This window comes from Acinetobacter sp. H1(2024) (assembly GCF_046557555.1).
In the GTDB taxonomy this organism is placed as follows: Bacteria; Pseudomonadota; Gammaproteobacteria; order Pseudomonadales; family Moraxellaceae; genus Acinetobacter; species Acinetobacter seifertii.
Genome location: NZ_JBKGFO010000003.1, coordinates 175,298 through 199,789 on the forward strand (window position 1 = coordinate 175,298; position 24,492 = coordinate 199,789).

Consider the following 24,492-nt stretch of genomic DNA (forward strand, 5'->3'; position numbering starts at 1 on the left):
ACTCTTTTAAAGCAGTTCGACCCCACGACTCTGCATAGAATTCACTTCTTAGAGGACTAAAATAGTTTGCAGCACATTAATAAGCACAACAATAAAGCAAAAAGTGTGCCATGTAATAAAAATTAATCTAAGTACTTATATTTAATATAAATATATCTATTTTATTCGCGTTATCACACCAAAAAATGACTAAATATGCACCAGATGTGGTCAAAAAATATTATTAGATTTTATTTTGCACCAACATTGTGCATATTGTTGAGCAAATTATCTCCTTTTGCTGCCCTTATTTGAGGCATTTTTTATTGAATATCATTTGAACGTGTTTGAGCTGGCTTATTAGGTTGATCAATATTTGAATTCGATTGTTGTACATCCACTACATTTCCTTGAGCATCACGGCGAACGATAGTGGTCTTAGTAGCTGAATTGGTTATAGGAGCTTTCGGCTGAACATTGACTGCGGCATTAGTTGATCCAGCCATCAGTAATGACTCATCAATTGTAGGTAGAGCGGCTGGACGCAGACGAACCTCATAAAGCTGATTATTTCCACCTTTCATCTCATCTGCCCCCAAGTCATTTACTAGTGAGGCATAACTTGAGAACTGTTGTGGCTGAGGCTTAATAGACTCAGGCAATTGTAGGTTAATCTGTGTTAACTGCTGAATTGCATCGTCTGAGCGTTTAAAGGTTCCATAAACCAAAACATACTGCTCCGCTTGCTGTTCACCACTTAAACGAAAATAAATAAATTTATTACGATCACTACGATTTTTTAAAAAGTTTTTAATGATGTCTTCATCAGATGCTCTAAATATCTCAAGCGTCCATTGTTTTTTATTTTCGTTAATAAATTTCGTACCACGAAACTCTGGTTCATGCTCACCAGATGCAACTGTACGCGTGGTCAAATCGAGTGGACGAACTTCATCAGCTAAAGCACCCAAGTTAGGTGTCGTAGCAACTTTCTCTGGTTGAATTTGAACAGGCGCATCAGAATCAGCTGACTTTTCAACTTCAACCAGTTTTTTGCTATCGGTAATTACCCAGAAAATAAAAGCCAGCAACAAGCAGGCAATACCACCAACCAACCAGATATATTGTTGAACATTCTGCCAAAATGTACGTGATACAGTCATGCTTTACCTTATCTATTATCCGTGTTGATTTGCCAAAATAGCTTGCTTCATTAATTCGACATCAAAGTCTTTAGTAATGACAGCTTGTCCAAGTTGTTTTAATAACACCAAACGTAATTGCCCATTGAGAACTTTTTTGTCATGCGCCATGTATCCAAGGAAATCATCCAATGGAATTTGTGGACATGATATCGGCAAATTCGCACGTTGAATGATTTTTTTTGTACGTGCTACATCTTCAGTTGAGATCCAGCCCAAACGCTGAGATAAATCTGCTGCCATGATCATACCAGTTGCAACAGCTTCACCGTGTAACCAAGTACCATAACCAAGATATGACTCAATCGCATGACCGAAAGTGTGGCCTAAATTAAGTAAAGCACGTTCACCTTGTTCTTTTTCATCATTGGCAACGATACGCGCTTTGTGAGCACATGAACGATAGACAGCTTCTGCAAGTAAATTAGCATCTCTCGCAACAAGCCCATCCATATTTTCTTCAAGCCATACCAAGAAATCGACATCACCTAAAACAGCATATTTAATCACTTCAGCTAAACCTGCTGAAAGTTCACGTTCTGGCAATGTATTGAGTTGTGACATATCAGCCAGAACAACTTGCGGCTGTTGAAAAGCACCTAACATATTTTTACCAAGCGGATGGTTGATTCCTGTTTTTCCACCAACACTTGAATCTACTTGTGAAAGTAATGTGGTAGGAACCTGAACAAAGTAAACTCCACGCTGGAAACAAGCAGATGCAAAACCAGCCATATCACCAATCACACCACCACCTAAAGCTAAAACGGTACAATCACGGTTAAAACCAGCTTCAAGTAATGCATCAAAAATTAAATTTAGATGTTGAATATCTTTGTATTTTTCACCATCAGGCAAAATACAAGTCGCAACTGTTTTACCTAAACTTTTTAAAGCTTCCTGATAGTGGCTTAAATATAAAGGCGCAACCGTCACATTACTGACTATCATGACCTGTTGACCATGAATATAAGGCTCTAGTAATTGTTTCGGGTCAAGTTGACTACCAATAAAAATAGGATAACGGCGTTCGCCTAATTCAACATGTAATGTTTGCATGAATTTATAAAACCACTAGTCAGTTTGTCTATTTTAGCTTGTTCGATAGAATAAGTTGCAAAATCTTTTGTGCGAGATCACGTGCAGCGCCTTGATTCGTTTCAATCGTATAATGTGCAACTTCACGATACAAAGGGTCTCTGATCTTTAATAGGTCTCGCAATTTCTGTTCAGGATTTTCAACTTGTAATAATGGTCTGTTTTTGTCGCGGTAGGTTCTTTGTAATTGTAATTCGACAGGTGTATAGAGATAAATAACTATTCCGCGTTGCTTTAAAAATTGTCGGTTAGGCGCTTGGGTAATTGCCCCACCACCTGTTGCCAACACCAACGCTTTACGTAAGGTCAGCTCATTTAAAACCACAGTTTCGCGAGTTCGGAACCCAATCTCTCCCTCTTTTTCAAAAATCCAAGGAATAGTTGCCCCTGTCTTGCGCTCAATTTCATGATCACTATCTAAAAATTCACGCCCTAATAGTTCTGCTAAATGACGTCCAACGGTTGTTTTTCCTGCCCCCATGGGCCCTACCAAATAAATATTTGGTAGGGTTTCAAACGCTTTGCTTGGCAAGGCGCCACCTATTTCAATTGCTTTCATTGAAAAATATATTAATGATTTCTCGCCAAAGTGTCATTAACAATTCGTGGTGTTACGAAAATCAGTAACTCTTGTTTATCATCAGACTTTACATCTTTTCTGAATAAACGTCCAACTAAAGGAATATCACCGAAAAATGGAACTTTGGTTTGAGAATTCTTTGTTGTCTGCTCAAATACACCACCTAAAATGACAGTTTCTCCATTATCCACCAATACATTGGTATTGATATTATTCTTATTCAGAATTAATTCACCATTCGGTGCTTCACCAGCTATAGAATCCTTAGAAATATCTAATTTCATTTGAATCTTGCCATCAGGTGTAATGCTAGGCGTAACATCCAGACTTAAGAGAGCATCTTTAAATGATGTTGTCGCTGTAGAACCAGCACCAGAAGTAGTGCTGGTCTGATATGGAACTTGCTGACCAGTGGCAACTTTTGCAGGCTGCTTATCTGCAGTCATCACTTTAGGTGTTGAAATCACCTCACCATAACCATCAGCCTGTAAAGCTGAGAGTTCAAGGTCCAACATGAAGTCAGACATACTAATGAGGCCAAAGGCAATACTTCCTGCTGGATTAGAAACACCCAAATCAACGTTTAAATTATCTGGACGTTCAATTGTATACTTCCCACTGCTATCTGGATTTTTTAAATTCCATAAAGTTGTTTCACTTCCACCAACCAATAAATCATTATTTTTGGTAATTCCTTGCGAAAGAATACCCCACTTTACCCCAAGTTCTTTGGTAAATGAGGTAGAGGCTCTAACAATACGTGCTTCAACCATAACTTGCTTAACCTGTACATCAAGCAAATCAATCATTTTATGAATTTTATCAATGTTTTGTGCTGTATCATTTACAATTAAAGTATTAGTACGTGTATCAGCAACCGCGCTACCACGTGAGCTCAATAAACTCTCTAAAGCGAGAGTATCTGAATTGGCAGTACGGTTTACGGCTGCTCCTTTTGCATCACGGGTCTCTTCAATTAACTTAAGTACATCCGCTGCTTTCGCATAATTCAAACGAATATAATCTGTTTGGATTGGTGCTAACTTAATCGTTTGAGCTAAGGCTTTTGCCTCATCATCTTCTGCTTTAATTAATTCAGTAACAGGAGCAATCCAAATTACATTCCCATTACGACGTTTATCAAGATTTTTAGTTTTTAAAATAATATCTAGTGCCTGATCCCAAGGTACATCTTTCAAACGTAGCGTGATGTTACCTTGCACACTATCAGCAGCCACCATATTGATGCCTGTAAAATCGGCAAGCAATTGTAGAACACGACGCACTTCAATGTCTTGGAAGTCTAATGAAAGTTTATTGCCTGAATAATTTGGTGCTTTATACGAAGCTGATGTACTTTTATCTTGTGGACGTTTCAAACTAATAGTGAGCTTATTTTCAGCCTGATAGGCCATATATTCATAGCTACCAGATGACTGAATTGTGATTACACCAGCACCTTTTTCATTATAAGCATCAATACTTGAAATAGGCGTTGCAAAATCATTTACATTTAAACGACGTGCTAAATGTGTCGGAATCTTTGTACCTAATGTTCTTATAACAACTTTACTGCCTTGTTGTTGAACATCTACAGGCGTATTACTTCCCAAAAGATCGACAACAACTAAACCTTCTCCCTGACTACCACGCTGAAAGCCAATATTTGAAACACCTTGTGGTTGTACGGTAGCTGCTGGTATCGGCTTATTCGTTGTTTGAGCTGAATTAATTTTTAGAATAAAAGTATTGCCTTCCACGCGCGTTGTAAAAGCACCAGCATCTTTTAGATTTACAGTTAAGCGTGAACGCACATCATCTGAAGTCACATCAACGGAACTTGCTTCATTCGTTGCAACAGCAATTTTAGACTGCTTTAAACTTTGTTGCGCCTTATCAAAATCTAGTATTAAACGCGAAGGGTTTTCAAGTTGGTAAGCTTGTGGCTGTGGAGGCAAACCATTAAACATGACTCTAATTTCTGTACCCTGACCTGCAATTTGCGTTGGTACAATATTGGTCATGCTGACCTGTGCAGATGCAGCCTGCATAATTGCAATCGCTACAGCCCCCATAGAAAACTGACGGAATACCTGATTCATTGTCTGACCATCCCCAATAAATAATCTTTAAAAATACTTTTTCGTTGTTATTCCCTAAATATTAGGGTGCAGGCCCAATCAAGACCAATGTTCTCGGTCTTTCGACATAGCCTTCTCGACCATCTGGCACAATCTCGACCAAATCAATCTGAGTCGGACTAATCTGGGTAATACGGCCCTGATTCATGCCCATATAATTGCCCACTTGTACCCGTTCAACTTGATGATCTGGCGTCTGGATAAGAGCTAATATTTGACCACGGCTATTGCGCATGCTTCCTTTCATACTTAAAGCCTCAAGTGCATAACTTTCTAATGGCTGTGGCGTACGTGAGAAATTTGGATAAACCCGTTTTCCAGCCATAATTTTGAGTTCAGCAGCCAGTGAGCTTGGCATAAATGGGCTTTTCAATTGATGAGCAGCATAATTAAATTGTGGTACAGGAGTAAAAATAGGTGCTGGTTCAATAGCTAGCGGCGGTTGATTACGGATATTTGCCATTTGCTGATTGACTGCATCAATTCTTGAATCACATCCTACAAGCGCAGCACAAGCCAAAATATAAAGAGTAATTTGCTTAATTTTCATCATAACTCTCCTATTTCGGCTGAGCAGTAGTGCTAGTTGAAGCAGGTGTTGTTGGAGATTGGGTCGATTGCTTCGCTGTATCTGTTGCTTCTACATAGCGATAGGTTTTCGCTTTGATAGAATAGTTCAATACAGGAATATCTGACTTGCTGTCTTTCGCTGGAGATACATCAACGGTAAAGTCGTGCATGGTTACGATACGCGGCAACGCAGCAATACTACTCACAAAAGCTCCAAAAGCGTGATAGTCCCCTGTAGCCTCAATTGCAATCGGTTGCTCAATAAATACTTCCTGTTTTATTTCATCCTCTAAACGAATATTTTTTAATTTCAATCCAGAGTTCACACCAGTTAAGTTGATATCTTCAACTAAACTTGGAATCTCGGTTTCTTTAGGCAACTGCTCTAATTGCTGATTAAAATTTGCCTGCATCTCTTGAAGTTGGACTTGATACTGTTGCAAATTACGTAATTTCGAATCTTTTTCTCGAAATTCGTTTAACAAGTTAGTTTCCTGAGCTTGAGCATTATCAATTGCTTGTAGCTTTGGCTGAATAGCAACAAAATAACCCAAGGCTAATACAGCAAAGAAAATAAAAATCCAGCAAGTAATTTTTACAGATATGGGCCAACTACCGTAGTTGTTCATATCCAGCGTATTAAATTGTTGAAGGAATTTATCGAGATTAAATTTCTTTTTCTTTGAAGCCGATTGCTCTAATGATAACTCGTGAAGTTCATCTTGACTCATTTTGCTGCCCCCGTATCTTTAACTACGGCTGGTTTATCAGCATTATTATCAGCTGTGGTCACGCCCATTTCCCCTAAATCGACAGTCACAACAAAACTACCGTAATGATCTTCTACCCTAGGAAGAAGAGAACTTGCTGCCTTATCTTTTTTATCTTCAGTAGCCAAGAAAGAGTTCATAAAAGCATTTCGATACCAAGGAGATGCTTCAAGATTACGCAGTAGTTCAGCTACCGTATTTGGACTTTCAGCTTTACCTTCAATCGTAAATTTATCCCCAGTTCGGCTAAATTTCGTTAAATACATTGCGGGCGGCATGACTCTGACTAACTCATCAACCAGTCTTACCACGACTGGACGCTGACTCTGTAAATCTTGAATCAATTTCATACGCTCAATGATGGCATCACGTTGTTCTTGTAAACCATTTAATGCTTTTAATTGCTGATCAAGGTTTTGATTAGTACTTGTAATAAGTTGATTTGCTTGTTCTTGATCATCTAATTTATGATCAAAATAGAACCACCCCCCAAATACGGTTGTAATTCCTAACACAACCACCCCAAAGCATAACGTTATAAATTGTTTTTTTCTGTGCTCCCTCAGCTCTTCACGCCAAGGTAGTAAATTAATTCTTGCCATTAATCAAAACTCCTTAAAGCCAAGCCACACGCCACCATTAAAGATGAGGCATCATTTTCAATTTTTTGAACGTCGACTTGAGGAGAAAAACCCATCTGTAAAAATGGATTGGCAATAGTGACACGGTAACCTAATTTTTGCTGCAAAAGCTTGGCAAGACCTGGAATATTCGCATTTCCGCCTGCAAGCAGAATATGGTCTATTTCGTTAAACTGAGATGAAGAAAAGAAGAATTGTAAAGAGCGAGCCGCTTGCTGAACTACGGCATCTAGAAACGGATCTAATACTTCAATTTCATAGTCATCTGGTAAAGAGCGATCTTTTTTCGCTCGACTTGCTTCGTCTAAAGACAAACCATAACGACTTTGAATTTCAAGCGTAAGTTGTTTTCCACCAAAAACTTGCTCACGGGTATAAATAATTTTGCCGTTTTGCATGACAGACAATGTTGTCATGGTATGGCCAATATCTAAAACCCCTATCGTATTTGCACCCATAGGTAAGCTATCAGCAAACACACTAAATGCGCGCTCAACAGCATAACTTTCAACATCAGCCAATTTAGGATTTAAATCTGCCAACTCAAGAACCTCAACGCGCGTTTCTACGTTTTCCGTTCTTGTTGCGACTAAGAGTACATTTACACGATTTGAATTCGCGAGCCGGTCAGGTAGAACCTCAAAATCTAGGCTCACCTCATCCAAAGGGAACGGTATATACTGCTCCGCATCTACACGAATCTGAACTTCACGTTCATCATCGCTCATATCCGCATCCATCTCGATAGTTTTATGAATAACCGTCGATGTAGGAACAGCAATTGCCGCATTTTTAGTTTGGGGATTTGCTAAATTAATCGCCCTTTCCAATGCTTCCGCTACTGCTTCTGGATTTAAGATATTTTTTTCAACTACACTGTTTTCAGGTAAAGGCATCAAAGCATAGCTTTCAACCCAATATTTACCGTTCTTGACAGAGAGCTCTAACAACTTAACAGAAGTCGAACTAATATCGACGCCCATTAACCCCTTATTAGGTTTACGATATAACCTGAGCACACTATTGTCCTATTATTTTTTTATCCCCAAAAAAAATTACAAACCAACAATCTCGGTCTTTATTTTTACACGGATACAATATCTCATCTAACAATCCGCATGTCTAAAGGCTATACTGACCACAATTAGTTTGTATTCGATCTTATTAAAGCTTACTTATCATGAAAAAGCTATCCAGTTTGGGCTTCGTGCGTCCAATTTTTTTGATCATTATTATTATCTTAGTCTCACTTCCGATGGGATTTTATGGCATGTATCTCTATATTGCCCCAACCCTCCCGGAAATGAGTTCATTAAAGAAAGCACCACTTCTAAAACCATTACAAGTCTATACAGCCGATAATCAACTTATTGCTGAGTATGGTGGTAAACTTTCGATACCGGTTGAATACAAACAAATTCCTCCTGCTTTTATTCATGCATTTTTAGCTGCAGAAGACTCATCTTTCTTTGAGCATAGCGGTATTAGCTTTAAAGGTTTAGGTCGTGCTTTAAGCGAGAGTGTGACTGGTTCCGATGTGCAAACTGGTGGCTCTACCATCACAATGCAGGTCGCAAAAAACTATTATTTAAGTCCCGAGAGAACGTTAAAACGTAAACTAACAGAAATCTTTTTGGCTCGGAAAATTGAGCAAAACTTATCTAAAGAAGACATCTTAAGTCTTTATGTCAATAAGATTTTCTTGGGGAAAAATGCGTACGGTATCGCAGCAGCAGCCAAAATTTACTATAACAAGAGCATTAATGAACTTAGCATTGCTCAGATGGCAATGATTGCAGGTTTACCAAAAGCGCCATCCAAATATAACCCTGTTGTTAATCCTGAACGTGCACTTGAACGCCGTAACTGGATTTTAGGCCGTATGTTGCAACTCGGTTATATTTCTCAAGCGGAATATCAAAAAGCTGTGGCTGAGCCTATTAATTTGAATATGCCCAACCGCGACTTAAATAATATTCATCCATATGCAGGTGAAATGGTTCGCTCAGAGCTTGTAAAACATTTTGGTGAACAAGCAATTGACTCAGGTTATAAGGTTTATACAACCATTAATGCCCAGCGTCAGGCTATTGCAGAGAAATCTGTACAAGATGGTCTTGAGGCTTATGACAGACGTCATGGTTGGCGTGGCGCAGAAGCACATGATAAACCATTAAGCCAATTTAGAGCTTATGCTAACACCTACCCCGCAGAAGTGACTAAAGTAAATAGCAACTCTTTTGATGCTTTAATGCAAGATGGTTCAACCGTCACTGTGCAATGGTCTGGTATGTCATGGGCCCGCCCCTATCGCAATGCAAACAGCGTAGGTGGAGCACCTTCACGTGCATCTCAAATTGTTAAAGTGAAAGATATTATTCGCTTACGTCCAAATGAAGCTAAGACTGCATGGTCGTTAGTTCAAGTACCAAAAGTTCAAGGCCAGCTTATTGCAATTAATCCAAATGATGGATCAATTGAAGCGATTGTTGGTGGCTATAATTTTTATCAATCAAAATTTAACCGTGCTTTGCAAGGCTGGCGTCAACCGGGTTCTACCATCAAGCCATTTCTTTATGCTTTGGCATTAGAACGTGGTATGACACCTTACACCATGGTCAACGATAGTCCGATTACCATTGGCAAGTGGACACCAAAGAACTCTGATGGTCGTTACCTAGGTATGATCCCATTACGACGTGCTTTGTATTTATCTCGTAATACTGTATCAGTAAGACTTTTGCAGACTGTAGGGATTGAACGTACTCGTCAATTATTCATGGATTTTGGTTTACAAGAAGATCAAATTCCACGTAACTACACTATTGCCTTAGGTACACCTCAAGTATTACCAATTCAAATGGCAACGGGTTATGCAACTTTTGCAAATGGTGGTTACCGTGTTCAACCACATTTCATCCAACGTATTGAAGATGCATACGGTAAAGTTATTTACGAAGCTAAACCAGAATATGCATGTATTCCATGTATTAATGCACCTGAAACAACAGATGATGCTCAAGCAACCACACCTGATGATCAAGTTGTTGAAGTGACCAATAAAGAGTTGGAGCAGAAAGAAAAAGCAGCCAAACAGCTTAATCTTAAACAAACAGATAAAAATAACAGTCAATATCGACAAGCTCAGCGTATTTTAAAATCAAGCTCTGCTTATGATATGGCGAATATCTTACGTGATGTAATTGAGCATGGTACTGGTCGTGCTGCACTTAAAATTGGCCGTAGTGACCTGGGGGGTAAAACAGGTACAACAAACGATGCAAAAGATGCATGGTTTGCAGGTTTTAATGGCAAATTAGTCGCTATTACTTGGGTTGGTTTTGACCAACCAACAACACTTGGTCGTCGCGAGTATGGCGGTATTGCTGCATTACCAATCTGGATTAACTTTATGGATCAATCGCTTAAAGGCACTCCAGCGTCTTGGGTTCGTTTAGAGAAAGATGCTCAAGCACCTATTTCTCGTGAAAAACAAGATGTCGCAAGTGAAGTTGGCGATAAGAAAACATATCGCGCAGCGCCACCATTGGCTCGACCACTTTATCGTCCTGCACCGCCACAGCCTAAAAACACTACCAATGACTTCGATGACTTACCAGGCGAAGAAATTGTAATTCCATCTAAAGCAGCGCCTCCAGCAATGAAGCCCGCACAAGGAGCAGCACCGAAGCGTGACAAAGATGAATTAGAAAACTTGATTAACCAAATTGAGTAAAAATAAAAAAGCCATCGTTAGATGGCTTTTTTATTACGCTTTTGAAAAAGATAGATTTGAAAAGATGCCGTTACCTCTAATTGAGACTGCTGCTCTAACTGCATTCGACGCTCTGGAGAAGCCTTATATGCATATGGAGTCATAGCAATCAGATTCTTTAAAGCTTGTTGGTCAAGTAATAAAGGAGCATCTATAACTTGCTGTTCTTTCAACTCAAATAAATCTTGCAGTTGTTCAACAAACTTTTGCGGTGTGTGCGGATTGACCTGCTCAAACAGTGCCTCACGCATCGCATATAAATGTTCAGTTGCAGGTGTGACAACAATTAAATATCCATCATCTTTTAGCACACGTAAAATTTCTGCTTGGGGAATTGGACTAAAAAGGCTGGTACACGCATCCATACTTCGATCGATTACAGGCAAAGTCGCTCCTGTACCAACAACCCAAGTCACGTTGTGATTTAACTTTGCTGCGCGTTGTACTGCATTTTTTGCAATATCTACACCTACACACTGCTCAACAGCATCTTGCATTGCACTTGTGTAATAACCCTCACCACAACCAATATCAAGTACTGATTTAGCTTTAAGCTGCTTTAGCAAAGCAACTACAGCTTGCTGTAAAGGTTGATAATAGCCACCTTGTAAAAAGGCACGGCGCGCATCTACAGACTCTGGAGTATCTCCCGGATTTTTACTGTGCTTATGTTGGACAACATGTAAGTTTACATAACCTTGTTTTGCAATGTCATAGCTATGACCCTGATCACATCGCCAAGTTTTATTTACCAGCTCTAGTCTTTGACGACACACAGGACACATTAAATTTTGCATAGTCACTTTTAATTATTCTCTTGTTCTTTTTGTTGTAAATAAGCCTTTGCGTGCAGTCCGACAAATGTGCGGGCTGCATTTGTTCCAGAAATCCATTCATCTACATCAAACAAATCAAATAAACCAATTTTAATTAAAGTCGGAATCGCAATTTTTAATTCCTCTTCAATTTGGCCTCGCTGCCCTGCATTATACAAATCAATATTATGCAACATCGTCGCTACTGTTCCAGTTTGTACTTTACTACCATCTTTAAGTACAACTTGAGGTAATACTTCCCCATCACTAACCACTTTTTGGTTAATTACAGATAATTGGTCTAGCCCAACAACCTTTGTCATTTACCTCTCCAATAAAAAAAGCCAGTAGAAACTGGCTTTATATTGACACCAAAATAATTTCTAGCGCAATTTTAAGGTCATTAAGCCTAATACGACTAGTATAATCGTAATAATCCAGAACCGAATAACTACTTGAGTCTCTTTCCAGCCTTGTTTTTCATAGTGATGATGTAAAGGTGCCATCAAGAAGACACGCTTATTCCGCATCCGTAGCGACCCAATTTGCAGGAATACCGAAACAGCTTCCATCACAAAAACACCGCCCATAATCGCAAATACGATTTCTTGGCGCACCATCACAGCAATTGTTCCAAGCATTGCACCTAGAGCTAAAGCACCCACATCACCCATAAAGACTTGCGCTGGGTGTGCGTTATACCAAAGAAACGCCAAGCCTGCACCAATCATGGCAGAACAGATTACAACCAGCTCTGAAGTATATTTCACATATGGAATATGCAAATAATTAGCAAAACGGATGTCACCAGATAAGTAAGCAAATACACCTAAACCTGAAGCAACCATAACCACTGGCATAATGGCCAAACCATCCAAACCATCAGTTAAGTTAACCGCATTAGACGCACCATTAATGACTAAATAAGTGAATACAATAAATGCTAAACCCAAAGGAACAATAGAAAGTGGAATAGAAAGATTCTTAAAGAAAGGAATCAATAAATCCAACATATTTGCAGTATGTTCTGCATTAGATTGTTCAGTTGCAATTAGATATAACGCAATACCAGCACCGAGTGACGCAATAGAAGTCCAGAAGAATTTCTTACGAGCAGGTAAGCCAGCATTGTCTTTGTAGCGGATTTTAATCCAGTCGTCTGCCCAGCCAACCGCACCAAACACAACCATCACACCAAGCACAATCCAAACATACGGATTAGATAAATCAGCCCACAATAGAGTACTAATACCAATTGAAAGCAGGATTAGAATCCCCCCCATCGTTGGTGTACCCATTTTTTTTGCATGATTTTCAGGAGCAAACGAACTTACTGCCTGACCGTATTTTAACGCTTGTAATTTACGAATCATGATCGGTCCGAGAACCAAACCAATGGTCAGTGACGTTAATACACTGAGTAAAGAACGTAATGTTAAATAACGAACGACTTGAAACGAACTGTGATAGCCCGCAAGTTGTTCAAACAACCATAACAGCATTTAAAGTTTCTCCATCAAATCAGCCATCAACGTTTCCATATGAGTAAAGCGAGAACCTTTAAACAGGAAACTCATGGACTGGGGTTGATGTGTTTGGATTAGATTGATTAAAAATGGAAGCGCCTCAGCTTGAGTCTGAAATGCTTTCAATTTATTAGAATGAAGGCCTGCACCTTCAAGAGCTGCCGAGGCAAACTGCCCAACTGCAACAATATGGTCTAAAGGAAGTTCTGCAAGATCTCGACCTAAGTCGTGATGCTCTTGCCAACTACTATCGCCAAGCTCTCCAATATCACCCATCACCATGACTTTAATGCCATTTTGCTGAAGTAATACTTGTGCCGCAGCACGCATAGAGGTTGGATTGGCGTTATAAGTATCATCAATAAATAAGTAAGGCGCTTTTTGAATAAAGTTCAAACGACCTTTCGCACCTTGCGCTTGCTCTAAACCTTTTACAATATCTTCTAGGCTAATACCTAATGCTAAAGCAAACGCTACGGCTGCCGTTGCATTTTGTACATTATGCTCGCCAGCAAATGGCAATCGTACAAGGCTAGAACCTTGAGGCGTATGTAGCTGAAAATTGGCAGACTGTGGTAGCAGCTCAACTTCTGTAGCAAATACATCACCACCTATACCAAAGCTAGAAATTTGATGATCTTTGGCTGCTTCACGAATCTCGGCAGTGAAATCGTCTTGTTGCGGAACAATAGCAACGCCCTGAGGCAAAATATGACGATAAATTTCCGATTTAGCACGGCAAATGCCATCACGTCCACCGAACTCACCTAAATGAGCAGTTCCAATATTTAAAATGCCCGCGACGTGTGGCTGAACGAGTTTTGATGTGTAATCAATTTCACCTTGATGATTTGCACCAAGTTCCATCACCGCGTATTGATGTTCCTTACGAAGCTCAAGCAGCATCATCGGCACGCCAAGGTCATTATTTAAGTTGCCTCGCGTAATGAGTGTAGGTGCTAAACGTGACAGTATGCTTCCTAGCATTTCTTTCGTAGTAGTTTTGCCACTACTTCCCGTTAAAGCAATCACTTTCAATTGAGCATTTTGTTGACGGCGATAAGCACCAAGTTGCCCCAAAGCTAAACGAGTATCAGCAACCACAAGCTGAGCAATATCAACATCTAATGGACGTTCAACAATCGCAATTTGACAACCCTTTGCTGCAACTTGTGCAACGAAATCATGTGCATCGAAACGTTCACCTTTTAGTGCTAAAAAGGCGTCCCCACTTTCTGCATGACGCGAGTCAGTCAAAATACGTTTAATTTCAGTTTGAGGGATCTGGTCTTTATGCCAGTAACCCTGTGTTGCCTGTTGTAATTGTTGAGCTGTCCACGGTTCCAAAGGCACGGTACTGGTGGTTGAAGTATGCATAATTTTTCCTATTGTGCAGGGTAAGCAGCATCTACCGTATGATGTTGTGCATCAATCGCAGAACGCACTTCAACCACATCATCAAACCAGTGACGCACACCATTAATTTCTTGATAATTTTCATGTCCTTTACCGGCAATCACCACAATGTCACCAGCTTGAGCTTGCTCTGCAACAAATTTAATGGCTTCACGTCGGTCATGAATTTCATGCATACGGTGCCCTGAAAAATCGATTCCTTGCTTCATGTCAGTAAAAATCTGTTCAGGGTCTTCTGTTCTTGGGTTATCTGAAGTCAAAATAACCGGATTTGCACCATCTAAAGCGGCTTGAGTCATAAGTGGACGCTTACCACGGTCACGGTCTCCACCACATCCAAATACCGCCCAAAGCTCATTAGAGACATGCCGCTTTAAGGTCTTAAGCACTTGAATTAATGCATCTGGTGTATGTGCATAATCGACTACAAACAATCGCTCATCATCACGAATGACTTGCATTCGGCCTGGGGCACCAACTAGTTTAGGAACAAAATTAACTAATGCTTGTAAATCAAAACCAGCTTGCTCAGCAGCTATGAGCGACGCAATCAAGTTTTCAACATTAAAATGGCCTAATAGCGGACTTTCTACCGCAAATGAACCTTGCTGACACATCAAATTAAAGGTTGCACCAGCCAAGCTATAGCTTAAATCGGTAATGTAATAATCGGCTGTATTTAGAGTTAATGAATAAGTCAAAATTTTAGGTTGCGCTGGATTATTCTGAGCAGACTTAATCATTACATCTGCATGTGCATCATCTAAATTAATCACAGCAATTTTTAATGAATTAAATTGGAACAAACGAGCCTTTGCTTCTGCATAAGCTTCTAAAGTGCCATGATAATCAAGATGGTCACGACTTAAGTTGCTATAAACAGCAATTTCAATATCACAGCCATTTAGTCGCCCCTGCTCAAGACCATGCGAACTCGCTTCTAACGAAGCAAAAGTTGCACCCTGCTTAGCATAAGCATGTAATTCATTTTGCAATTGCAGAGCATCAAGGGTGGTATGCGTAGAAGGAGTCAAGTCTGGCAAAATACCATTACCAGTCGTCCCCATCACTGCACAGCGCTGCTGTTGTGAACTAATTAACTCAGCAATTAAGCGAGAAATAGTCGTTTTACCATTTGTTCCTGTTACAGCAATAATCCTTAATGGTTTAACTGTATCAGTCTGTTGTAAATAACGTTTTTGCCACTCACCCATACGCTGGCGCACATCAGGGCATACCCACTCATTTGCAACACCTAATTCGGTTTCACTAATTACAGCTAGCGCTCCATTTGCTAAAGCTGCTTCAGCAAATGTACGTGTTTTTTCAGGTTGGCTATAACTGGTCAACGCAATAAAAATTTGGCCTGTTTCGATTTTACGACTATCTAAACCAAAGCCATGAAATGGCTGGTGAGGCCATTGTGCATCAATCTTGATTGGATTAATTTCTTGAAAAGAAACAGTCATAGCTTACCTGCGAGTAGGATTCTGTGGAGTATTAAGTGGCTTATCAAGCGGTACGTTCATTAAACGCAGTGACTCTTGCATAATACGAGCAAAAACTGGTGCAGCAACCAAACCACCGTAGTAACGACCTTGTGGATTCTCCACAACCACGATAACTGCTAAACGCGGGTCACTAATTGGTGCAACGCCTGCAAATAAAGCACGATATTCACTATTTGAGTAGCCTTTACCATCCGCACGTAATTTATGAGCGGTACCTGTTTTACCACCTACTCTATACCCTGGGATATTGGCCTGTGTCGCCGTACCACCCGGCATAGTCACTTGCTCAAGCATTAACAAGACTTGATCAGCAATTTTAGGATTTAAAACCTGCTCACCTTTAGGTGCCTGATCCAATTTATGCAAGCTTAATGGCATTTCGACGCCATGATTTGCAAGCATCGCATAGCCTTGTGCCAACTGAAGAATAGTTGCGTTTAGACCATAACCATAAGCCATGGTACCAATTTGAGAAGAGTTTAATTTACTTACAGGAAGTACTAAACCAGCACTTTCACCCGGGAACTTCACTGCAGAACGCTTACCAAATCCAACACGCTTAAAGAAGGTCGGCAATGTCTCTTTCGGAAGTGATAATGCAATTTTTGCAGAACCTACGTTTGATGACTTAATAATGACACCAGTTACAGTCAAAGCCCCGTAGTTATGGGTATCACGAATCGTATGCCAACCCAGACGCATTGAGCCGGGTGAGGTATTTACAATGGTATTCGGCGTATATTGCCCAGTTTCCAAAGCAGATGAAATCGTGAATGGTTTCATGGTTGAACCCGGCTCGAACATATCGATCGCACCACGGTTACGCATAGCATCCTTATTAGACAAACCATTCTTATCATTCGGGTTATAAGATGGCCAACTGGTCATTGCTAAAATCTCACCAGTTTTAACGTCAACTGCAATTGCCGTTGCTGAACGTGCATTATTCGCAACGCCTGCGGCCGTCAATTCACGGTACATAATGTACTGTAAGCGAGAGTCGATACTTAAAGTGATGTTCTCACCCGGCTCGCCCTCACGGATTACTTCAGAAACTTTTAAGCGATTACCGCGCTTATCACGAATAATTTTTTGTTCGCCATCGACGCCAGAAAGCTGTTTATTCAACTGCATTTCCAAACCCTCAACACCTTTTCCATCACTATTGGTCAAGCCAATAATTTGGGCATTCGGCTGTGGTTGCGGATAATAGCGTTTGTAAGTTTTCTCCGCATAGACCCCTTGGAAGTTGCCTTTCATAATAAGGTCAGCTTGTTGCGGTGGAACTTCTTTTTTCAAAACTAGATAGCGAGAACGCGGACGCGCATTCATCTGCTTCTTAAGATCAGCACGGTCAACACCAACTACATCAGCAAGCTCATCTAGGTTTAAATTTTTATCAGGTAGCTGACGTTTTAATTTACGATTTTTTGGATCTTGTTTTAGTTCAGCCGTAATTTGATCGTATAAATGTTTGGTTTCAAAATAATCACGCGGATCCATCACAATTTTCATGATTGGACTACTAATCGCTAAAGGCACACCGTGGCGATCGCTAATCACCCCACGCATAGCTTCTATACGTTCAGTACGCAAAATATTGGCATTGGCCTTATTTTGTAAAAAGTCCTTATTAATGATTTGAACATAAAATGCACGCGCAATTAATACCACAAAACACAGTAGTACTACTGCCCAGAGCAGATAAAACCGCCACATATCAAAGGCAAGACTTGGTTTTTCCGAAATAGACTGCTGTTTTTTTCGTGTTTGCTTTGTTCGCTTATCTACCATACAGCAAGGCCTTACTTATTGTGCTCTGGAGTCATCGGTAAAGAAATTACCACCGTTTCTGCAGCAGGTGGCGAAAACATTCGTAATTGTGTGACAGCACGTGTACCAATTTGAGCAGTAGCACCAAACGTTTGCTGCTCAATCAATAAACGTCCCCATTCAGCATTGAGATCATCACGTTCACGCATATAAGAGCTTAGCTCTCTATAATCATGACGATACTCAAACACCTGTAATACCACCATCATGGCACTGATAAAAACCACTGCCACCATGACTGCATACACTACGAATTTTTTGACCACTTTTTTTCCTGTGGTTTCGATTTCATCACTGCTTTTCATTACTCGCCTTTTTGTTCCAAGCGTTCAGCAACCCGAAGCCATGCACTACGTGAACGTGGGTTCGCTTTTACTTCTTGTTCACTCGCACGAACCCGCGAAATTTTCTTTAATCTTCTTGTATCAACCTGCTGCTCTGGCATACCCCAACCAGAATCCTCGGCCAAAGTTGATTCTTTTTGAATAAACTGTTTGATCAAGCGGTCTTCAAGCGAATGGAAGCTGATCACCGACAAACGTCCTTTTGGTTTAAGCAAGTCTACAGCTTGCGGCAAAAACACTTCAATATCATCCAGTTCTTTGTTAATAGCAATACGGATGGCCTGAAAAGTACGCGTAGCAGGATGCTTATGCTTTTCCCATTTTGGATGAGCTGTTTTTACAAGTTCAGCCAATTGCGCCGTAGTATCTAATTTTCCGGCTTGTTTAATTGCTTTCGCAATACGTCGACTATATCGTTCTTCACCGTATTGATAAATGATATTAGCTAATTGCTCTTCTTCAATTTCAAGTAACCATTCAGCAGCCGTCAAGCCTTTAGAATTATCCATGCGCATATCTAAAGGGCCGTCTTGCATGAAACTAAAACCACGTTCTGCTTGGTCTAATTGAGGAGAAGACACCCCTAGGTCAGCCATAATCCCATCAACGCTTTGTACCCCAATTTCCTGCATTTTTTCTTTTATATCAGCAAAACTTGCATGAATAATGGTAAATCTTGGGTCTTCTTGTGCTAAAGCAGCCGCAACTTCCAGAGCTTGAGGGTCTTTATCAAAGGCATATACTCGAGCATTTTCATCGAGTTTCGACAATAATAAGCGCGTATGCCCGCCTCGTCCAAAGGTTGCATCGATATACACCCCAGTTGTGCGATCTGCCAATAAGCTTTCAACGGTCTCAAAAAGTAAGACAGAAATATGCGACATAGGAGTTAAATCATAGCGTAAAAATGTAACTGCACATTATCACCTTGTTTGCGACTAACACCAAACGGCTTTTTGTAGGAAAATATTAATTTTTCATAGAGAAAACCGTTTTCTTTGCATTTTTTAGACAAAATAAAAAGCAAGCTCACCTTTTCAGGTTCACTTGCTTCAATATTAAAAGTTTAAGTAATTTTTAAACTAGAGAACTGCACATATTTTATTTACTGTTTACCATCATAAATCTGATCAAAGATGGCTCCATTGGCAAAATGAGTTTGCTGAGCTTTTGCCCATCCACCAAAAACATCATTAATTGTAAATAATTTAATTTTTGGAAATTGTGATGCATATTTTGCAGCAACTTGAGGATTACGTGGACGGAAATAATGTTTAGCAGCCAACTCTTGTCCTAAAGGTGAATATAAAAAGTTGAGATAGCCTTTTGCTAAAGTACGGTTACCATCCTTATCGACTGTTTTATCTACAATCGCAACAGATGGCTCTGCCAAAATTGAAATGGATGGGTAAACAATTTCATATTTATCTTTATCAAGGCCTTTAGTTGCCAATAATGCTTCATTCTCCCAAGAAAGTAGAACGTCTCCAATTCCGCGCTCAGCAAATGTAGTCAGCGAACCACGTGCCCCAGAATCTAGCACTTTGACATTGTGATAAAGTTTTTTAACCAGCTCTTTTGCTTTGGCATCATTTCCACCTGGCTGTTTTAAAGCATATCCCCATGCAGAAAGATAAATCCAGCGCGGTGCTCCCCCCGTTTTCGGATTAGGCGTAATAATTTCAACACCAGGCTTAGTTAAGTCATTCCAGTCACGAATATTTTTTGGATTACCTTTTCTAACCAAAAACACGACTGTAGATGTATAAGGTGCCGAGTTATTAGGAAATTCTTTTTGCCAGTTTGGCTGGATATATCCTGCTTTAACAATTTCATCAATATCATTTGCTAAAGCCAAAGTCACCACGTCAGCCTGAAGACCAGTTGCTACAGCTCGAGCCTGTTTTCCTGAACCACCATGGGATTGTTTAAAATCGACATCCTGACCAGTACGTTGTTTCCAAAATTTTCCGAATGCCTGATTATATTCTTGATAAAATTCGCGGGTTGGATCATAAGAAACATTTAAAAATGTAGTCGCAGCTTGCACCGCAGTTACTGCCAACCCAATATATGTTGCAACTGCAATTATTGCTATTTTTTTCATTTATTAAGAAATCCAATTTATTTTAAACTCTAATATATTTTTATTTTTTTATTTTTCAATCAAATACTTATAATATTTTAAGGTTTGCTAATTACTTTAAAAGATATAATCGACGATTACTTTTTATTCATAATTTCGAAAAGTTTTGTAATTATTCTTATAGTTTATTTATAGTCTTCACTTTATCTACACATTAATTTGTTAAATAATGAGACGTAATGGATACAGATAGGCTACATTTGAAAGATACCAAGGTGAAATAAAGGTATTTTTTGTAAAAAGTGTGACATAGTTCTACTTTTTTATTAAAATTTATGTTTGAATCGTAGCGTTACCGTAATTTACATTTGGTTAAACTCAAAAAATAGACGAAATGTACATACTGAGGGGATGAGCAAAAATGAAAATTAATTATGGAAAAGCTTTGAGTTTGGGTTTGGTGCTCAGTTTTGCATCGCAATTATCTACTGCCGCAGCACTCAAAGATACACCGAGCAAAAGCGTTTCTGACCGTCAGTCTTCGCTTATTGAAAAAGCATTAGACCAACAAAAACGTAATGCCATAGCCTTACCATCTACAGATGATGAGCTAAAGGTACTCAATACAATTCGTGTAACACCTACTCAAAATTTTCTTGCTGCACAGCATGAACGTTTTTCACGTTTTGTTCAGGCAATCTTCCAGCCACATACTTCTTAATATTTGAAACGGCCCCTCATCGTTTCAAATTAAGCCCAGTCTGCCGTTAAATAAAAACGTCAGAATACTGGGCTTTTTCGTTATAATAGTTTCAATTTTTATTTTGACCCATAATCTATGAAAGTTCGTACTCGTATTGCACCTTCTCCTACTGGTTTCCCTCATGTTGGTACTGCCTACATTGCCTTATTTAACATGTGTTTTGCGAAACAACATGGTGGGGAATTTATTTTAAGAATTGAAGATACCGACCAACTTCGCTCTACACCAGAATCTGAAAAAATGATTTTAGATTCTTTACGCTGGTTAGGTTTAAATTGGTCTGAAGGTCCAGATGTGGGTGGCCCACACGCGCCTTATCGCCAATCAGAGCGTATGGGAATTTATAAGCAATACGCGTTAGAACTTGTTGAAAAAGGCCATGCTTTTTACTGTTTCGCGACAGCAGAAGAACTTGATCAAATGCGTGCCGAACAGCAGGCTCGCGGTGAAACACCAAAATATGATGGCCGCGGTTTAAAGCTTTCTCAAGAAGAAGTAACTCGCCGCCTAGAAGCAGGCGAACCTCATGTCATCCGTATGAAAGTTCCAGAAGAAGGTGTATGTAAATTTAACGACTTACTCCGTGGGGAAGTAGAAATTCCTTGGGCACAAGTCGACATGCAAGTCCTTCTTAAGACTGATGGTTTACCAACTTACCATTTAGCGAATGTCGTTGATGACCATTTAATGGAAATCACTCATGTATTGCGTGGTGAAGAATGGCTTCCTTCTGCACCGAAGCATCAGTTGCTTTACCAATACTTTGGTTGGGAAATGCCAACACTTTGCCATATGCCATTGCTACGTAATCCAGATAAGTCGAAGTTATCTAAACGTAAAAATCCAACATCAATTAACTACTACCGCGATATCGGCGTTCTGCCAGAAGCCTTACTCAACTATTTAGGCCGTATGGGCTGGTCAATGCCAGATGAGCGTGAAGTATTTACCCTGCAAGACATGATGGATCATTTTGATATTCAACGTGTATCTTTAGGCGGCCCAATTTTCGATGTTGAAAAACTCAATTGGTTGAATGGTCAATGGATTAAAGGTTTAACACCAGGCCAGCTACTAGACCGTTTACTTACTTGGAAGAGTGACCGCAATACATTAGAAGATATTGCTGCTGCAATTCAACCGCGTATTAATTTACTTTCTGAAGCAGTAAATTGGGCTGGTTTCTACTTTAACCATATGCCACAAATTACAGCCGAAATGTTTGAAAGTAAAAAATTGACTCAAGAACAAGTTCGCCAAAGCTTACAATTTGCTATTTGGCGTCTTGAAAGTCAGTTTACTTGGAATAATGACACGGTTAGCCAAACCTTAATGGACTTGGCAAATCAAATGGGTATTAAACTACGTGATTTTATGCCTGCTTTCTTTATCGCAATTGCTGGCTCAACCAGTTCAACACCAGTGATGCAATCAATGGTTACGCTTGGTCCAGATTTAACCTTTGCTCGCTTACGACATGCATTAGAAATTGTTGGTGCACCGAGTAAAAAAGAGGTGAAAAACTGGGAAAAGCTCAATGAAAGCTTAAAACTGCCGAAAAATGAAGCAACTAGCGAAGCTTAATTCATTTTTTTGTTGACGTGTGGGCGCATTCACCCTAATATTGCGCTCACACAAACTGGGGCCATAGCTCAGTTGGTAGAGCGCTACAATGGCATTGTAGAGGTCAGCGGTTCGATCCCGCTTGGCTCCACCAAGATCCTTTGTGTTTGCCTCATCAAGTCCCTATCGTCTAGAGGCCTAGGACATCGCCCTTTCACGGCGGTAACCGGGGTTCGAATCCCCGTAGGGACGCCATTTTCTATTTTAAAAATTCCTTTTAAAGACTCTATCGTCACCTTCCTGTCTATTCTTTGACACCTTCTTGATTGCACATTTGTCTATTTTATCTAAAATAGCGTCTTTCTTAAATTCTCTCAATGTGTAATATGCAGCCATCTGACAATCAACTAGATGCTCAGCATCAGAACAGTACTGCACCTTTAAAAAGAGCCATGAGTACTCGCCACCTTGTGATGTTATCGCTAGGCGGTGCAATCGGTACTGGTTTATTTTTGGGTTCAGGGGAAGTCATTTCACAAACTGGACCTATTGGCGCAATTATTGCCTACATTCTTGGGGGTGCAATTGCTTACATGGTTATGCTCTGTTTAGGCGAGCTGGCTGTGCACATGCCTGTTTCTGGTTCTTTTGGTGCATATGCCCAAAAGTACATTAGTCCAAGTACAGGTTACATGATTTCATGGATGTATTGGCTAACATGGACAGCAACGCTAGGGACCGAGTTTACCGCCGCTGCCCTACTCATGCAGGAATGGTTTCCGCAAATTTCAATGTGGATCTGGACACTTATTTTTGCAGTGACGATTTTTGGACTAAATATTAGTTCAACTCGAGTATTTGCTGAATCTGAGTTCTGGTTAGCGCTTGTTAAGGTGGTTACCGTTATTGCCTTTATTGTGCTTGGGTTATTAGCCATTTTTGGTTTAATTCCTTTTCATGGCGCTCAAACTGCTCCTCTGTTTAGTAATTTAACAGCCCAAGGCTGGTTCCCACACGGTTTCCTCCCTATCTTTACTACCATGCTGATTGTGAATTTTGCGTTCTCTGGGACAGAACTAATTGGTGTGGCTGCTGGTGAAACTAAAGATCCTGCACAAAACGTCCCTAAAGCGATTAATGCTGCAATCTGGCGCCTTCTTATTTTCTTTGTCGGCACCATTATTGTGATCAGTGCATTACTCCCTTTCCAGCTTGCAGGCTTAAGCAGTGAAAGTGTAAGTAGCAGTCCTTTCGTTACTGTATTTAATTACATTGGTATTCCATATGCAGATGATATCATTCGTTTTGTAATTATTACTGCACTGCTCTCAGCCGCCAATTCAGGTTTGTATGCCGCTTCACGCATGATGTGGTCTTTATCAGAACAAAAGCTTCTTCCAAGTGTATTTGCCAAGCTTTCAAAAAGTGGGACACCTATTGTTGCTTTAGTAGTTACCATGTTTGGCGCAATCCCAGGTTTGTTATCGGAACAGTTTGCACCTGAAACCATCTTTAAAAACTTACTCGGCGTTGCAGCTTTCACCATGGTTATTGTCTGGATGAGTATCTGTTTAAGTCAGTTCAATTTCCGTAGACACTGGTACCGAGCTGGACATACGGTTAAAGATTTAAAATATGCTGCACCATTATTTCCTATTGTCCCAATTTTAGGTTTTCTATTCTGCTTTATTACCTGTTTAAGTATGGCAGCAGACCCTCAAATGCGAGCAGGTTTTGTAGGTTGCTTAATTTTTACGGCTCTTTGCTATATCAGTTATTTTATTTTTTATCGCCATAAGGCCTAAGTGCTTGTAATTAAAAAGTGTAGCAAAAAGCTACACTTTTTTTTGTTTAGATGCTGGCTTTATAGAATCTACCG

The 24,492-nt window shown here is 39.9% G+C and carries 20 protein-coding genes, 2 tRNA genes and 1 pseudogene; 6 read left to right on the plus strand and 17 right to left on the minus strand.

The annotated features are described in order from the left end of the window. Window positions 1–267: 267 nt before the first annotated feature. From ACLCEG_RS10375 to ACLCEG_RS10410, 8 genes and pseudogenes are all read right to left on the minus strand, one after another. Window positions 268–1,142 (minus strand): annotated as a pseudogene (locus tag ACLCEG_RS10375) (hypothetical protein). Between the two features lie 15 nt (window positions 1,143–1,157). Next, window positions 1,158–2,240, minus strand: coding sequence for a 3-dehydroquinate synthase (aroB, locus tag ACLCEG_RS10380; protein ID WP_410567419.1), 1,083 nt, complete (start codon window positions 2,238–2,240; stop codon window positions 1,158–1,160). Between the two features lie 28 nt (window positions 2,241–2,268). Beyond that, window positions 2,269–2,838, minus strand: coding sequence for a shikimate kinase AroK (aroK, locus tag ACLCEG_RS10385; RefSeq protein ID WP_191016394.1), 570 nt, complete (start codon window positions 2,836–2,838; stop codon window positions 2,269–2,271). Window positions 2,839–2,849: 11 nt separating this feature from the next. Then, the gene (gene pilQ / locus ACLCEG_RS10390) at window positions 2,850–4,961 is read right to left on the minus strand and encodes a type IV pilus secretin PilQ (protein WP_410567421.1); all 2,112 of its coding nucleotides are present in this window, start codon (window positions 4,959–4,961) and stop codon (window positions 2,850–2,852) included. Between the two features lie 61 nt (window positions 4,962–5,022). Then, on the minus strand, window positions 5,023–5,550 hold the full coding sequence (locus tag ACLCEG_RS10395) for a pilus assembly protein PilP (protein WP_004705193.1): 528 nt from the start codon (window positions 5,548–5,550) through the stop codon (window positions 5,023–5,025). A 10-nt stretch (window positions 5,551–5,560) separates the two neighbouring features. Next, complete coding sequence (locus ACLCEG_RS10400; RefSeq protein ID WP_410567423.1) at window positions 5,561–6,301, minus strand: type 4a pilus biogenesis protein PilO; 741 nt, start codon at window positions 6,299–6,301, stop codon at window positions 5,561–5,563. After that, the gene (locus tag ACLCEG_RS10405; RefSeq protein ID WP_410567425.1) at window positions 6,298–6,942 is read right to left on the minus strand and encodes a PilN domain-containing protein; all 645 of its coding nucleotides are present in this window, start codon (window positions 6,940–6,942) and stop codon (window positions 6,298–6,300) included. Before ACLCEG_RS10405 ends, ACLCEG_RS10400 begins: the two co-directional genes overlap by 4 nt. Further along, complete coding sequence (locus ACLCEG_RS10410) at window positions 6,942–8,000, minus strand: pilus assembly protein PilM (protein ID WP_004705187.1); 1,059 nt, start codon at window positions 7,998–8,000, stop codon at window positions 6,942–6,944. The genes ACLCEG_RS10405 and ACLCEG_RS10410 overlap by 1 nt, the downstream gene beginning before the upstream one ends. Window positions 8,001–8,161: 161 nt before the next feature. On the opposite strand from ACLCEG_RS10410, the gene ponA reads away from it, so the two are divergent. Beyond that, the gene (gene ponA, locus ACLCEG_RS10415) at window positions 8,162–10,717 is read left to right on the plus strand and encodes a penicillin-binding protein PBP1a (protein WP_068932384.1); all 2,556 of its coding nucleotides are present in this window, start codon (window positions 8,162–8,164) and stop codon (window positions 10,715–10,717) included. Window positions 10,718–10,734: 17 nt separating this feature from the next. Here the strand turns inward: ponA and ACLCEG_RS10420 are convergent, their stop codons facing one another. The 9 genes from ACLCEG_RS10420 to ACLCEG_RS10460 form a co-directional block, all read right to left on the minus strand. After that, a complete protein-coding gene (locus ACLCEG_RS10420) occupies window positions 10,735–11,559 on the minus strand; it encodes a putative RNA methyltransferase (protein ID WP_151760758.1) in 825 nt (274 codons plus the stop codon). Between the two features lie 2 nt (window positions 11,560–11,561). Further along, window positions 11,562–11,894, minus strand: coding sequence for a hypothetical protein (locus ACLCEG_RS10425; RefSeq protein ID WP_134262507.1), 333 nt, complete (start codon window positions 11,892–11,894; stop codon window positions 11,562–11,564). A gap of 60 nt (window positions 11,895–11,954) precedes the next feature. Next, window positions 11,955–13,073, minus strand: a complete 1,119-nt coding sequence (gene mraY, locus ACLCEG_RS10430; RefSeq protein WP_004705178.1) for a phospho-N-acetylmuramoyl-pentapeptide-transferase — start codon at window positions 13,071–13,073, stop codon at window positions 11,955–11,957. Further along, a complete protein-coding gene (locus tag ACLCEG_RS10435) occupies window positions 13,074–14,474 on the minus strand; it encodes a UDP-N-acetylmuramoyl-tripeptide--D-alanyl-D-alanine ligase (RefSeq protein ID WP_410567428.1) in 1,401 nt (466 codons plus the stop codon). It abuts the gene before it with no gap. A gap of 8 nt (window positions 14,475–14,482) precedes the next feature. Further along, entirely contained in the window at window positions 14,483–15,982 is a 1,500-nt protein-coding gene (locus ACLCEG_RS10440) for a UDP-N-acetylmuramoyl-L-alanyl-D-glutamate--2,6-diaminopimelate ligase (protein ID WP_410567430.1), read from the minus strand. 3 nt (window positions 15,983–15,985) lie between these two features. After that, window positions 15,986–17,818, minus strand: coding sequence for a penicillin-binding protein PBP3 (ftsI, locus tag ACLCEG_RS10445; protein WP_019457882.1), 1,833 nt, complete (start codon window positions 17,816–17,818; stop codon window positions 15,986–15,988). An 11-nt stretch (window positions 17,819–17,829) separates the two neighbouring features. Next, entirely contained in the window at window positions 17,830–18,162 is a 333-nt protein-coding gene (locus tag ACLCEG_RS10450; RefSeq protein ID WP_004705170.1) for a cell division protein FtsL, read from the minus strand. Continuing rightward, the gene (gene rsmH / locus ACLCEG_RS10455; protein ID WP_019457883.1) at window positions 18,162–19,085 is read right to left on the minus strand and encodes a 16S rRNA (cytosine(1402)-N(4))-methyltransferase RsmH; all 924 of its coding nucleotides are present in this window, start codon (window positions 19,083–19,085) and stop codon (window positions 18,162–18,164) included. The genes ACLCEG_RS10450 and rsmH overlap by 1 nt, the downstream gene beginning before the upstream one ends. Before the next feature lie 221 nt (window positions 19,086–19,306). Then, window positions 19,307–20,308: a sulfate ABC transporter substrate-binding protein gene (locus ACLCEG_RS10460; protein WP_410567432.1), complete on the minus strand. Its 1,002-nt coding sequence runs from the start codon at window positions 20,306–20,308 to the stop codon at window positions 19,307–19,309. Window positions 20,309–20,708: 400 nt separating this feature from the next. Between ACLCEG_RS10460 and ACLCEG_RS10465 the strand changes: the two genes are divergently transcribed. The 5 genes from ACLCEG_RS10465 (at window position 20,709) to ACLCEG_RS10485 (ending at window position 24,418) form a co-directional block, all read left to right on the plus strand. After that, complete coding sequence (locus ACLCEG_RS10465; RefSeq protein WP_049066027.1) at window positions 20,709–21,008, plus strand: hypothetical protein; 300 nt, start codon at window positions 20,709–20,711, stop codon at window positions 21,006–21,008. Between the two features lie 117 nt (window positions 21,009–21,125). Next, window positions 21,126–22,634 carry a glutamate--tRNA ligase gene (gene gltX / locus ACLCEG_RS10470; RefSeq protein WP_002051704.1) on the plus strand — a complete coding sequence of 503 codons (1,509 nt, stop codon included), beginning with the start codon at window positions 21,126–21,128 and terminating at the stop codon, window positions 22,632–22,634. Between the two features lie 57 nt (window positions 22,635–22,691). Next, a tRNA-Ala gene (locus ACLCEG_RS10475) sits at window positions 22,692–22,767 on the plus strand. Window positions 22,768–22,792: 25 nt separating this feature from the next. Then, window positions 22,793–22,868, plus strand: a tRNA-Glu gene (locus ACLCEG_RS10480). 131 nt (window positions 22,869–22,999) lie between these two features. Further along, entirely contained in the window at window positions 23,000–24,418 is a 1,419-nt protein-coding gene (locus tag ACLCEG_RS10485; protein WP_004711637.1) for an amino acid permease, read from the plus strand. Window positions 24,419–24,492: the final 74 nt, after the last annotated feature.